The 13156-nt window shown below is 45.2% G+C and carries 14 protein-coding genes; 11 read left to right on the top strand and 3 right to left on the bottom strand.

Going from position 1 to position 13156, the window contains the following annotated elements:
• Window positions 1-117 precede the first annotated feature (117 nt).
• Window positions 118-2208: an elongation factor G gene (gene fusA, locus VCHENC03_RS04155; RefSeq protein WP_009707512.1), complete on the top strand. Its 2091-nt coding sequence runs from the start codon at window positions 118-120 to the stop codon at window positions 2206-2208.
• Window positions 2209-2313: 105 nt separating this feature from the next.
• On the opposite strand, the gene VCHENC03_RS04160 is transcribed toward fusA, so the two are convergent.
• Window positions 2314-3243: a LysR substrate-binding domain-containing protein gene (locus VCHENC03_RS04160; RefSeq protein WP_009707511.1), complete on the bottom strand. Its 930-nt coding sequence runs from the start codon at window positions 3241-3243 to the stop codon at window positions 2314-2316.
• Window positions 3244-3342: 99 nt separating this feature from the next.
• Here VCHENC03_RS04160 and VCHENC03_RS0126205 point away from each other — a divergent pair, with 99 nt between their 5' ends.
• Complete coding sequence (locus tag VCHENC03_RS0126205; RefSeq protein WP_032803024.1) at window positions 3343-3552, top strand: DUF1127 domain-containing protein; 210 nt, start codon at window positions 3343-3345, stop codon at window positions 3550-3552.
• Window positions 3553-3623: 71 nt separating this feature from the next.
• On the opposite strand, the gene VCHENC03_RS04165 is transcribed toward VCHENC03_RS0126205, so the two are convergent.
• Both VCHENC03_RS04165 and VCHENC03_RS04170 read right to left on the bottom strand, forming a co-directional pair.
• The gene (locus VCHENC03_RS04165; protein WP_009707510.1) at window positions 3624-5315 is read right to left on the bottom strand and encodes an AMP-binding protein; all 1692 of its coding nucleotides are present in this window, start codon (window positions 5313-5315) and stop codon (window positions 3624-3626) included.
• A gap of 153 nt (window positions 5316-5468) precedes the next feature.
• Window positions 5469-6194: a helix-turn-helix domain-containing protein gene (locus VCHENC03_RS04170; protein ID WP_009707509.1), complete on the bottom strand. Its 726-nt coding sequence runs from the start codon at window positions 6192-6194 to the stop codon at window positions 5469-5471.
• A gap of 331 nt (window positions 6195-6525) precedes the next feature.
• Between VCHENC03_RS04170 and VCHENC03_RS27555 the strand changes: the two genes are divergently transcribed.
• From VCHENC03_RS27555 to VCHENC03_RS0126195, 9 genes are all read left to right on the top strand, one after another.
• Window positions 6526-6699, top strand: a complete 174-nt coding sequence (locus VCHENC03_RS27555) for a Flp family type IVb pilin (protein WP_009707508.1) — start codon at window positions 6526-6528, stop codon at window positions 6697-6699.
• Window positions 6699-7187, top strand: a complete 489-nt coding sequence (locus VCHENC03_RS0126200) for an A24 family peptidase (protein ID WP_032803021.1) — start codon at window positions 6699-6701, stop codon at window positions 7185-7187. Before VCHENC03_RS27555 ends, VCHENC03_RS0126200 begins: the two co-directional genes overlap by 1 nt.
• Before the next feature lie 67 nt (window positions 7188-7254).
• Window positions 7255-8568, top strand: a complete 1314-nt coding sequence (locus tag VCHENC03_RS04180) for a hypothetical protein (RefSeq protein ID WP_009707506.1) — start codon at window positions 7255-7257, stop codon at window positions 8566-8568.
• Between the two features lie 12 nt (window positions 8569-8580).
• Window positions 8581-9336 (top strand): Flp pilus assembly protein CpaB, encoded by a 756-nt coding sequence (cpaB, locus tag VCHENC03_RS04185; protein ID WP_009707505.1) that lies wholly within the window; start codon window positions 8581-8583, stop codon window positions 9334-9336.
• Window positions 9337-9343: 7 nt separating this feature from the next.
• Complete coding sequence (locus VCHENC03_RS04190; protein ID WP_009707504.1) at window positions 9344-10804, top strand: type II and III secretion system protein family protein; 1461 nt, start codon at window positions 9344-9346, stop codon at window positions 10802-10804.
• Between the two features lie 12 nt (window positions 10805-10816).
• Entirely contained in the window at window positions 10817-11041 is a 225-nt protein-coding gene (locus VCHENC03_RS04195; protein ID WP_009707503.1) for a hypothetical protein, read from the top strand.
• A 25-nt stretch (window positions 11042-11066) separates the two neighbouring features.
• Window positions 11067-12338, top strand: coding sequence for a pilus assembly protein TadG-related protein (locus tag VCHENC03_RS04200; protein ID WP_009707502.1), 1272 nt, complete (start codon window positions 11067-11069; stop codon window positions 12336-12338).
• A gap of 1 nt (window position 12339) precedes the next feature.
• On the top strand, window positions 12340-12789 hold the full coding sequence (locus tag VCHENC03_RS04205) for a TadE/TadG family type IV pilus assembly protein (protein WP_009707501.1): 450 nt from the start codon (window positions 12340-12342) through the stop codon (window positions 12787-12789).
• Window positions 12786-13156: TadE/TadG family type IV pilus assembly protein (locus tag VCHENC03_RS0126195; RefSeq protein WP_009707500.1), on the top strand; the 371-nt coding region annotated here is incomplete at its 3' end. The genes VCHENC03_RS04205 and VCHENC03_RS0126195, both read left to right, overlap by 4 nt.

Here is a 13156-nt window from a genome sequence, read left to right as displayed (position 1 = left end):
GAGGACGGAAAATTTACGTTAAAATTTTTTTTCTTCCATCCGCACGCAAGGGTATCAGTATTGACAGAATGTGATATACTCTGCGCGCACTTTATACCTTATTAACAGAGTAAGACAATGACTGATTTATCAAAATACAGAAACATTGGTATTTTTGCTCACGTAGACGCGGGTAAAACTACCTCTACAGAGCGTATCCTAAAGCTAACTGGTAAGATCCATAAGATCGGTGACACTCACGACGGTTCAACTACTACTGACTTCATGGAGCAGGAAGCTGAGCGTGGTATCACAATCCAGTCTGCAGCAACAACTTGTTTCTGGAACGATCACCGTCTAAACATCATCGATACTCCTGGACACGTTGACTTCACTATCGAAGTTTACCGTTCTCTAAAAGTACTTGACGGTGGTATCGGTGTATTCTGTGGTTCTGGTGGTGTTGAGCCTCAGTCAGAAACTAACTGGCGTTACGCTGACGAATCACACGTATCTCGTCTGATCTTCGTTAACAAACTAGACCGTATGGGCGCTGACTTCTACAAAGTTGTTGACCAAGTACAAAACGTTCTAGGTGCTACTCCACTAGTAATGACTCTACCTATCGGTATCGAAGAAGATTTCGTAGGTGTTGTTGACGTACTAAGCCAACAAGCTTACGTATGGGACGAGTCTGGCCAGCCAGAGAACTACGAAGTTCAAGACATCCCTGCTGATCTAGTTGAGAAAGCGGCTGAATACCGTGAAATGCTAATCGAAACTGCTCTAGAGCAAGACGAAGATCTAATGATGGCTTACCTAGAAGAAGGCGAAGAGCCATCTCTAGAAGACATCAAACGTTGTATCCGTAAAGGTACACGTGACCTAGCATTCTTCCCAACTTACTGTGGTTCAGCGTACAAGAACAAAGGTATCCAACTTATTCTTGACGCGGTAGTAGATTACCTACCATCACCAACAGAAGTTGATCCTCAGCCTCTAACTAACCCAGAGACTGGCGAACCAACTGGCGAAGTTGCAAAAGTATCTGCAGACGAGCCACTAAAAGCGCTTGCGTTCAAGATCATGGACGACCGTTTCGGTGCTCTAACGTTTATCCGCGTTTACTCAGGCCGCATGAAGAAGGGTGACACAATCCTTAACTCTGCAACTGGTAAAACTGAGCGTATCGGCCGTATGGTTGAGATGCACGCAGACGAGCGTAACGAAATCGATTCAGCACAAGCTGGTGACATCATCGCTGTAGTTGGTATGAAGAACGTTCAAACTGGTCACACTCTATGTGATCCTAAGCACGAATGTACTCTAGAACCAATGATCTTCCCAGATCCAGTAATCTCTATCGCAGTTAAGCCTAAAGATAAAGGCGGTTCTGAGAAGATGGGTATCGCGATCGGTAAGATGGTTGCAGAAGATCCATCATTCCAAGTAGAGACTGATGAAGATTCAGGTGAAACTATCCTGAAAGGTATGGGTGAACTTCACCTAGACATCAAGGTAGATATCCTAAAACGTACTTACGGCGTTGAGCTAGAAGTAGGTGCTCCTCAAGTTGCTTACCGTGAAACAATCACTCAAGCAATCGAAGACAGCTACACGCACAAGAAGCAGTCTGGTGGTTCTGGTCAGTTCGGTAAGATCGACTACCGTATCAAACCAGGTGAAACTGGTTCAGGCTTCACGTTCAAATCAACAGTTGTTGGTGGTAACGTACCTAAAGAATTCTGGCCTGCAGTTGAGAAAGGTTTCGCATCTATGATGGAAACTGGTGTTCTAGCTGGCTTCCCAACTCTAGACGTAGAAGTTGAACTATTCGACGGTGGTTTCCACGCAGTTGACTCTTCAGCTATCGCTTACGAAATCGCTGCTAAAGGCGCATTCCGTCAGTCTATGCCTAAAGCTGGCGCGCAACTTCTTGAGCCAATCATGAAAGTTGACGTGTTCACTCCAGAAGATCACGTTGGTGATGTAATCGGTGACCTTAACCGTCGTCGTGGTATGATCAAAGACCAACAAGCTGGTACTACTGGCGTACGTATCAAGGGTGATGTACCTCTATCAGAAATGTTCGGTTACATCGGTACTCTACGTACTATGACTTCTGGCCGTGGTCAGTTCTCTATGGAGTTCTCACACTACTCGCCATGTCCAAACAACGTTGCTGAGCAAGTAATTGCTGACGTTAAAGAGCGTAACGCTAAGAAGTAATTCTTAAGTTAACTCTGTAAGACATCAAAGCCCCGCCTAGTGCGGGGCTTTTTACTGTCTGTCGGTAAACCCATCTATGGGGCCTTGCTATACCGATTACTGACTTTATTCTTCTTTTAACTGAATCGTTTCAAAATCTCGGACAGTGTTGCGTTCGAAATCAGCAATCTCTTCTTTTATCCACTGGCTAAACAGCTGTGCTTTTTGGCGCTTTAAGTAACCAGTCGGTGCACAAAGGTAATACGCGTATTTCGGTTGAATGCCTATGTCTCCAATTCTTACCAGTTTTCCTTCTTGGATATATCGATAAGCCAAACTGTGCTTAACCAAAGCTACGCCTTGCAGCGACAAAGCGCCTTCCAAGACCAAATGTGAACCACTGTATTTGAGGGTTGGCTTCGCCGCTTGATGACCTAGTGTATTGAGCCACAAGTTCCAGTCTAAATCTGGCCAGAGGTCTTCGATTAATTCTGCTTTACCTAAATCTTCAACGCGGTAGATACCGTGCTCTTTTTGGTAAATGGGATGGCAAGCAGGGTAGAAAACTTCATCCATCAACCACTGTGATTCAAGGTTCGGATAGTCGCCATGCCCATAGCGAACGCAAAGGTCTATCTGACTGTCTTGAAATGACACCAACTCGTTGGTTGGCTCCATCAGTAAAGAGATATCCGGATGACGCAGCCGAAAAGCGGTGATTCTTGGTACTAACCAATGGTGTGCAAAAGAGGGAAGCGTAGAGATGGAGAGGTGGTTCGGGTTGGGATCTTGATTAATCAGCCGTACACCTTGCTGAAGGTGGTTGAACCCTCGCTCAGTTTGGGCAAACAGTAAATCGCCTTCTGCGGTAAGGAGTATCTTTCTATGTTGGCGGACAAATAAGTCGGTACCAAGAAACTCTTCCAACTGACGTATCTGCTGACTAATCGCGGCTGGTGTGACAAATAAGTATTTGGCAGCGGCTTTAAAACTGCCTTCCTTTGCCGCGATGTAGAAGTAGTACAGCCCTTGTAACGGAGGCATACGTTCTTTCACATTAGTTTTCCTTAACTCAGTGTCAGATTCTATCGTTTGAGAATAGCAGGGTAGTCACTGATTATTAAGTGGTCAATGTGAATGAATCGAGGAGGATATATGAACAATGCAACGCAAACCTGTGGCCAGTTAGCGTCGAAGCCACGCAAGAGTTTAGTTCAGTATATCTTTTCCAAGTTAGCCATATGGAGAAAGAACTATCGTACACGCCGTCATTTGTCTGAGTTACCTCGCCACCTTTTGGATGATATCGGTTACAACGAAACCGAAGTCCAAAAGGAGATTCAGAAACCGTTTTGGCGAGATTGATTAACGTGGGAATGAAAAACGCTCCCTTTGTGGGGAGCGTTTGATTTATTGATTACCTAGGTGGGTAAGAATTACAAATCCTCTTCCCACACAACCAATTCGCCTTTTGGCCAGTTGTGTCCGATTTCATGATATTTCTGTTCAAGAACGTGGCGTTTAATTTTCAAGGTTGGCGTTAGAATGCCGTTTTCAATACTCCACGGGTCTTGGATCATCAATACCCCTTTAATCTGCTCGTGTGACTCCAGTTCTTCGTTCATGCGAGCAACAACCTTACGTGTTGTTCGGGCGTAACGTTCCTTATCAAAGTTCGGGAAGTCATGTGGCACAACCAATAATATTGGTCCAGGTAAGCCTAAGCCGATCAAACACATCATTTCGACGCGGCTGTACTCAAACAGCTTCTTCTCGATAGGTACAGGAGCAACAAACTTACCTTTGGCAGTCTTGAAGGTGTCTTTTTTACGACCTTGAATGGTGAGGTAACCATCCGCATCAATTGAGCCAATGTCACCAGTATGAAGCCATCCTTCTGAATCAAATGACTCTTGTGTCGCGATGTCGTTTTTGTAGTAACCAGAGAACAAGCCTTTGCCGCGTACCATGATTTCATCATCGTCGGCGATCTTAAGTTCAATACCTGGTCCGGCGTTACCAACAGAACCAATTTTATCGGCTCGGAATGGGTAGTTTAGTGTGCTGTAGGCGAAAGACTCTGTCATACCCCAAGCTTCAGTGATGTTCAGGCCAACACTGCGGTACCACTCAAGTAGTGCTGGTGACACTGGGGCAGAGCCACAGCCGAGCACGCGAGCTTGATCTAAGCCAAGACCGTCCGCCAATTTCTTCTTAATCAATGAATTAACGAATGGGATCTTCAACAGGATGTTGAGCTTTTTCTGTGGAAGCTTGTCTTGAATACGTTGTTGGAACAATGTCCATAGTCGAGGTACTGAGATGAAGAGTGTCGGGCGGTGCATTTTTACATCTTCAATGAAAGTATCGAGTGACTCAGGGAAAGCCGTCGTTACGCCACCCATAATCGATGAACCAAAGATGTAAACTCGTTCTGTGATATGAGCGAGTGGTAAATAAGAGAACAATCGATCGTTTTCTTGGATGCCAATGTGATTGATCAGTTGTTGAACGGACCAACTGAACGCGCCGTACGTCAGCATTGCCCCTTTCGGCAGGCCTGACGTACCTGAGGTGTAAACGAGAGACATTAGCTTGTCATCATGGTGTTGAGGGCGCTCTGCACTTGGCTCAACGTCCGCAATAATCTCGTTAAATTGATATTGGCATTTCGGCGCCGTGTCGTAAGGAAGTGCAATGCTAATTAAATCTGGCATTGAATCGATCACTTGTTGCGTTGCCGCTGGATCATCTAACTTACCGCCAATCAGTGCTTTACTTTCACTGTGGGTCACACAGTACTCAATGGTGTCTGCACCGGCTGTTGGGAAAATTGGCACACTCACGTAATCGCCAAGCATCATGGCCAAGTCGCAGATGAACCACTCTGCACAGTTTTTCGATACTAATGCGACTTTTTCACCGGGCTGTACACCCAAGTTGCGCAGGGCTGTAACCAGTTTAAGCGCCTTATCGGCTACGTCGGCGTAAGTAAATTCAACAAACTGTCGATTAATGATTTGTTTTAAGTAAACCTCATTTGGGCGTTCCTCTGCCCATTTAAGGATCATTTCATTCGGCGGCGGGAGAGCGCAACCAGCGGTATGTTCTAGGTTAGGCTGATTCATTGTAGATGACTCCATGTCTTCTCTCGTTTGTATTTATAGTTGTTAAAACATTGTTAACTTTAGCATGTTAAATCATTATACGGGAATGCATTTTGATGAATTCTGTGGGAAAGGTAGCGTTAGAGAGGATAAAGCTGCCGTAGTTATCATTACTTAAAATTGTTGCCGATAGGTCGCCGGGGAGAGCCCAGTTTTCTTTTTAAAGATACGAGAAAAATATGAAACGTCTCGGTAGCCACACTGATAAGCGATGTAGGCGATCTTCATCGAATCCTCTTCGAGTAGCATCTTCTTCGCTAGAGAAATGCGCTTTTCTGTGACGTAATCACGAAAACACATACCAACCTTTCTACGAAAAAGCTTCGAAAAATAGTTTGGAGAGTAGTGGCAAAGTGCCGCAGCTTCCTCTTCTCTTAAATCTTTATGTACATTATTTGCAATGTAATGGACCACATCGACAAAGTTTGATTTGCCACTTTTGAATAGCATGGTGTCGGATGACAAGTATTGCTCATCGAGTGCCGTAGGTGAGAAGTACTTGAGTTTTACTTGCGATATCCACTCGTTTGGTGAACATGCGTTTGCTTGGCAATATTCGGCGACAATATGCTTGGGGGGGAGACGGCTATGGTCTTCTCCGTCATGAATCACAATGAGTTTTTTATCTAGGTTCTCACAAAGGGTCAACAAACTCTTTTGTAAACATCGATGCTCCGATGTTGGACAGTAAAAGAAGTGGGTGAACTCTTTATCGCTTAGCACGGAGACATCTCCTTCGCTCTTAATGAGAGTAAAGGACTTTTCCAGTTCTGAACGAAAATCGTGATTAAGAGCTTGTGGGCTTTGTCCGATCCAGTAGGCTTTGATAAGTTCTGTCATATTATTTCCATTTATAGTGAACTTTGCCGAAGGGTGTTCGTAGAAGGCTTCAACTGACCCGCATCCTTGCGAGCAAAAACTAAACCTTTCGTTTATTAAGCTTAGGCTTATATAGAAAGTCTGCAAGTGTGAAATACGTCACATATCGCCCGAAGGGGTGTCTCAAAAATGCTACATTCGTGCTTTGCCAGCAGATCTAGCAAGAAAGTGCTAGTGTTTGGCAAAAAAGTCCTAACCCCCAACATTCTCGATGACTAAGGTTTAGTCATGATTCAGACACACCCACGCGTCGAATCATCAACAAGCGAGACTGTTAAAGAGGGGAAATCTTATGGAAAACTTTCGCAAACTAATCAATGACTTCATGGAAGACGAAGAGGGTCTAACGCTTCTAGAATACATCTTAGGTGCGGCACTTATCGTTACTGCATTCTTGACCTCAGGCTTCTGGGATACTTTATCTAGCAAATTCTCATCTGTTGCATCACGTATCAGCAGTTCGTAATGACATTAGAGATTGTCATCTGGTCATTGCTGTTCGCTATAGGAGTATCTGATGCACAAAAGCATAAGATCCCTAACAAAGCCGTATTGCTTTTATTAGTCGTAGTCGCTGCAAGCGTAGTACTCGTTCCTAATTCGAATGGTTTAGATCATTTGTATGGTGGACTGGTCGCGTTTGCAGTCTGCTTTGTTCTATACCTGTGCAAAGTGATGGCTGGAGGAGATGTTAAGTTACTCGCCGTATTAGGGGCTTGGATAGGGCTGAGTAACTTAGGAGCAGCGTCAATAGGTATTGTGATGGCTGGCGGAGTAGTGAGCTTGTTTTACCTCGCTCTCCATATTGCGTCTTCTAATATTAATCTATCCGACCAAGTAAAAGGTTATTGCTTGGAAAAAGTAACGCCTGGGTTAAAAGCATCAAAACCGCTAGTCATTCCTTTTGCTCCCGTGATCGTTATCGGATTAGCTTACTTTTCTTACTTAAACTAAATCTAATAAAAATAAATAACTTGGCGTTAGACATCAGTTGACTAGGCAACGACAGAGGGGAATTGTCATGGGGTCAGTGTATTGGGATAAGCTCGTGCCACAAATAACGCCGCCTAAAGTACCAGCTAATATAGAAGGGCTTGGCATACCGGCTTCGGTTGTCGAAAATTTGGTACTAAAACATCTTTCTGCTTTTCCTAAAATCGATTTAGTCGAGTTGACTCAGCGATTGGGAGTCGTCTCTACGATCGTCGATTTAGCGTTAGCACAGCTGAGAAAACGCAGTTGGGTTGAAGTGTATCAGCCGACAGCAGAAAAATTGTCTAGCTCTTACACTAACGTTCGATACAGCCTGACTGAGCTTGGTTTAGCGGAAGCCGATATTGCATTTCGTAAAGATGCCTACGTTGGCCCTATTCCTGTTTCTTTGGAAGAGTACTGGGAAGTGGTGGAAGGGCAAGATCTCCGCAAGCATCCTATTACTCGTGTGGATGTTGAACGCGCTCTTAGTGATGTTTTTGGCTCTGAGCGGTTGATTCCTATTTTAGGACCTGCCATTAACTCTGGCCGAGCAATGTTACTCTACGGCCATGCCGGCACGGGTAAAAGTTACGTTGCGGCAAGAGTGCTCAACGCAATGAGCACGTCTGTGTTCATTCCTTATGCGGTTTATGCTGATGGGAACATCATCAAAGTGTTTTCTGAGCAGCACCATCGTCGATTGGACAACTCCCATTCTAAAGTGTTTGTTAAGCTTGAAACCCACTATGACAAACGCTGGGTTTTGTGTGAACGCCCAAATATTCAGGTTGGTGGTGAGCTGACCATGGATATGTTGGAAGTCAACCACAGTGAGCACAACCGAGTCTGGAATGCGCCTCTGCAAATGATGGCAAACAACGGCATTTTGGTCATTGACGACTTGGGGCGTCAGGCAATGCCCGTCGATGCATTGCTAAACCGCTGGATAGTGCCGATGGAATACTTGTTCGATCACTTGGCACTACCCAATGGGCAGCAGATCACGGTTCCATTTATGCTGACATTAGCATTCTCATCCAACTTTGCCCCGAGCCAGTTAGCCGATCCCGCCTTTTTACGTCGTCTAGGATACAAAATCGAGTTTAGCCCTTTGAGCCCTGAGGACTACAAGGCGCTATGGTTGAGTTTGTCCGGCGACTTGAAAATGGCGCTTGCCCCAGATTTTTTCGACCAGTTACATCAGTTGCACCGCGACAACAACGTCCCTTTCTTTCCATGTTTGCCAAAAGATTTGCTAGGGATAAGCCGCGATATTTTAGTGTTTGAAGACAAAAAGAAGCTTGTCTCTGCAGACACACTAACCCGTGCTTGGGCGCTGTATTTTACAGTGGATGAATAGGGAGATTTCGTTATGAGTAAGACGCAAGTTGTCATGCTATTACTGCTCTCCATTGTGTTTGGTCTTGCGGCTGTTTTGATTGCAAAGCAGTGGGTTGATGGGCAAAACCAACCAACAGTAGAGCTTGAAGAGATAGAAAGGCACCCAGTATTAGTGGCTGCGATGGAGCTGGAGCCAGGAACGGTTTTAGAAGAAAAACACCTCACGACCAAGTTAATGGAAGTGGAGTGGATTGAAGAAGATACCTTAAAAGTCTCTGAGCAAGCGTTGGGGCGTATTGTTGCCAACACCATCTACTCCGGTGAAATGGTGAACCCAAACCGACTTGCATTACCTGGTGAAGGGGCGACATTAGCAGCCCTGATCCCTGAAAACAAACGTGCGATTACCATTCGTGTTAACGACGTTATTGGTGTGGCTGGTTTCCTACTTCCGGGTAACAAGGTCGATATCCTCAATACCATCAGCTCGGGTAAGGGGAAAAGTGCTTCGACTAAAACCGTGCTCAAAAATATTAAAGTACTGGCCGTCGACCAAACCGCAAAAACCAACGATAACAAGCCAGTTATTGTTCGAGCAGTGACGTTAGAAGTCACACCAAAAGAAGCGGAAAAACTCTTATCGGAGAACAGTAAAGGCAAGATTCAACTTGCATTACGTAACCCTCATGAAGTCGATAAACCACCTGTTGCACGCAAATATACACCTCGACCTAGTGTGACCATTATTAAGGGATCTCAGGCATCGAATGTCCGAGTCAGTAATTAGGTGACTTATGAAAAGAATAATATTACTCATTAGCCAGTTACTTTTTGTCAGCTTGTCTGTAAATGCAGCGCCTGCGCAGTCAGGGAAGTTAGTTAGCGTTGCACACCACCAATCAACACAATTGATTATTTCGGGTAAAGCGAAAAAAGTGACGTTAGGGGATCCGGAAGTTCTGGATATTATTGTGCTGCGTTCCAATGAGTTGTTCTTGGTGGGCAAAAAGCTTGGAACAACCAATGTGTCTGTTTGGGACAGTCGAGGCCGCTTAATTGAGCAGTTTAACGTTGAAGTCACTCACGACTTAAACACCCTAAAATCCAAACTTTATCAATTCTTACCAGATGAAAGTATTGAGGTGCACAGCGCCCAAGAAAAAGTCGTGTTAAGAGGTTTGGTCAGCACTCAGCAAAACATGGATACCGCCGTTAAGATTGCTGAAACCTTTGCCGCAGGCGATGCTGCGGATGAAGGGGAAGACGATTCAAGAGACGACAGCATGGTCATTAACCTCTTGAACATTGGTGGCGCGCAACAGGTTACTCTAGAAGTCACGGTTGCCGAAGTGCAGCGCACGTTAGTACGTCGCTTTGATTCGAACTTCCACTTCTTCCAGAAAAGCGGAGACTTCACTTGGGGGGCAACTACCGCTGGTGGTGGCATCGACAATATTGGGCCAATTCTAAATGTGCCTGCAGTGGATGATTTTGGTTTCCTCGGTTCCTTTATCGACAGTAATACACTGTTTACCTTCGCGTTAGACGTTGCGCGTCAAAACGGTGTAGCAAAAGTCCTTGCCGAGCCAAGCTTGACGGCTCTGAGCGGAACCCAAGCTGAGTTTGTTGCTGGTGGTGAGTTCCCAATCCCTGTGCCAAACGAAGATGGTATTACCATTGACTACAAAGAGTACGGTGTACAACTGGACTTTGTTCCGTACATCTTGAGTGATAAGCGCATCAATCTAAAGATGAACGTCAACGTCAGTGAAATCTCCAACTCTGGTGTATTGACCTTCAATCCTAATGAAGTGAATGCGACCTTTTTCATCCCACCGATTACAAAACGAAGTGCAGGAACCACCATCGAGCTTGCTGACGGGCAGACGATCGGTATTGCGGGCTTATTGAGTGAGAACGCACGTAATGTTGCCGATGGTATTCCGGGAGCGAGTGATTTACCGGTACTTGGCCGACTATTTAAGAGTGAAGAGTTCACTTCTGGTGAAACCGAACTCGTTATCCTAGTTACTCCAAGACTTGCAACACCTATTGACCGTCGTCGTATTACCTTGCCGACCGATGGTTTTGTAAGCCCTAACGATGTTGAGTTTTATTTGTTAGGTAAAGGTGCTGAGTTGGATTTCGACCGATACCAACTCAACGACATAAGAGAAGAAGAAACGTTTGAAAGTTTCGATCAGTTTGGTTCGTCAGATGGTGGCTCTGAGGGCAAATTTGGGCACAGCTTATAAGTGGAGAATAAGATGAAAAACATAATGATAATGACCATTTGTTTCACTTCATTCGGCTTGTTTGGCTGTGCGAATGACCCTGAGCTTGGTATCTCTGTCAGTCAATTGCGTGCAGAGCAAACTCTTAATCCAGAAGCTTGGTATGAGAATTTGGGATATTTACCAGAAGGTAGCGGACAACGTACGCAAACGAGTTTAGAGGTATACGACAATAATGGGGTAGCCAAAGATGATTAAGTGATTTATTCACTTAGGAGGGGCTATGCGACGGAAAATGCAAAGGGCAACAAGACGAGCCCAAAAAGGGATTACCTTGGTGCTGATCAGCATGGTATTGCTGATCCTATTGGGCGTGGCGGCGTTTGGTATTGACCTTAACCACCAAGTCCTAAATAAAACGCGTCTTCAAAATGCCGTTGATGCAGCGGCATTGGCTGGCGCGGTTGCCGCAGATGAAAATGGCGACGTGGTAGCGGCAGAGGCCGTTGCAACTGCCACATTGAACGGTATTAGTGCTTCGTCCGGTAACTCAGAACTGGTGTTTGATGACAGTAATACATCCATAACTTTCTCACTTGATAGAACGACGTTTGTTGACGCTGCGAGTTTTACTGCTCCTGCTGGCGCTTATGATATCTACGTTCGTGTTGCTGTTACCGAGATTGGATTGACACAGTTTTTGAGTGGTGTGTTTGGGATTAACAAAAACATTTCGGCAAGTGCAATGGCAGGGCGAAGTGCAGGGTTTACCCAGTCATGCAACCTGACGCCGATCGCCATGTGCGGTGAGCCGACAGGCAGTGCAGAAGATGCATGGGGATATAAACCTGCTAACTATGATCCTAATGTGGACACGGATCCATCTTTGGTACATGAACTAAAAGTCGGAGACCAGAACAATACAGACATGGGGCCCGGTAACTTCCAACTATTGGATTTTGGTCAGGGAACAGGCAACAGCGGTGCCGCATTAGTGAGAGATGCTTTGTCCGGTGCATATAACGGTTGCGCTGCAATAGGCGATACGGTAACAACCAAACCTGGTAATAGTGCTGGTCCTGTCGCTCAAGGTTTAAATGTTCGGCTGAACGACTTTTCTGGGCCGATCAAAAATGATGGTACCGTTTTGCCGGATAAGTATGTACGAGAGCCCGACGTATTAGCGGCAACGGATGAGACTTATGCCGGTAATTTGTATTACGCAAATTACTTACAAGAGCTTAGTGCATGTAGTGGTGGGTCGTCTCCGTGTGATACTTCGAGTTACATGGGTGATGGCGGATTAAATGGACGTCGTATTTTGCGCATTCCTATTGTCAACTGCACCGAGTCGACAGGTAAAACTGACTTTGATGTTTTGGGATTTGGCTGTTTCTTCTTATTACAGAAAGTGAGTAACTCAGGACAATCCTCAGTATTTGGGCAGTTCTTATATGATTGCTTAATCAATAACGGCTCTACTGGTGTTGATCCGACAGACAAAGGCTTCTATCGCATCCAACTCTACAAAGATCCGTTTAGCGGGGCATCTTGATATGTTGAATAAAACTATTAAGCAAAAAAAACAAGCGGGCCTCGCGATCGTTGAGTTTATTGTGGCGCTGCCAATATTGCTGATGCTTACTGTGCTGGTGATTGATGTGTGTCGAGCTTTTATTCAATACACTGAGGTTAATAAAGCACTACAAAATGGTGCTCGTTATGCGGTTGTCGACACGTATGGCACGCTAACTTTTGACGCCATAGCCGATGAAACGAGCATTAAAAATGTCGTCGTTTACGGCAGCCCAACAGCGAGTACGACGCCGATCATCGATCATATATCCGTCGGTGACATTACGATTACGCAGCCTACATTGGCCAACAAGGTCGTGACACTTTCTGCGACTTACAATTATGTCCCTATCTTTTCTAGCTTACCGTTCTCCGGTCAATCATTGCAGTTCAGTATCGGTGCAACAACGACGATGAGGACAGGGCCATGATCATAAATCGCTTTAAGCAAAAAGGTGTTACCCAAGTAGAGTTCTCTCTTATCGCATTGGCCGTCATATTAGTGCTCTTTCTGATCATGGAGTTTGCGGTGTACTTCTTTTCTGTTCAGATGGTCAATGAAGTGACGCGTCGAGCTGCCAGATTAGCGACGGTATGTTACATCGCAGATCGGGATGATATTCCTAACTTACCCGCAGTATCAGATCTGTACCCCTCTGGATTTAGTGCGAATAATTTAGAAATCACTTACCTCGATGCCACAGGGGCGAATGTCGATGTGTCTGGCTTTTTATCTACCCCACCCGCTGATGACTCTGTACTAGGCGCTCAATTTTCACAAATAAAATACGTTCGCGC

This window comes from Vibrio sp. HENC-03 (genome assembly GCF_000305755.2).
Classification (GTDB): domain Bacteria; phylum Pseudomonadota; class Gammaproteobacteria; order Enterobacterales; family Vibrionaceae; genus Vibrio; species Vibrio owensii.
Note: the sequence above shows the minus strand (reverse complement) of the source record. Positions and strands in the feature narration are given on the sequence as shown.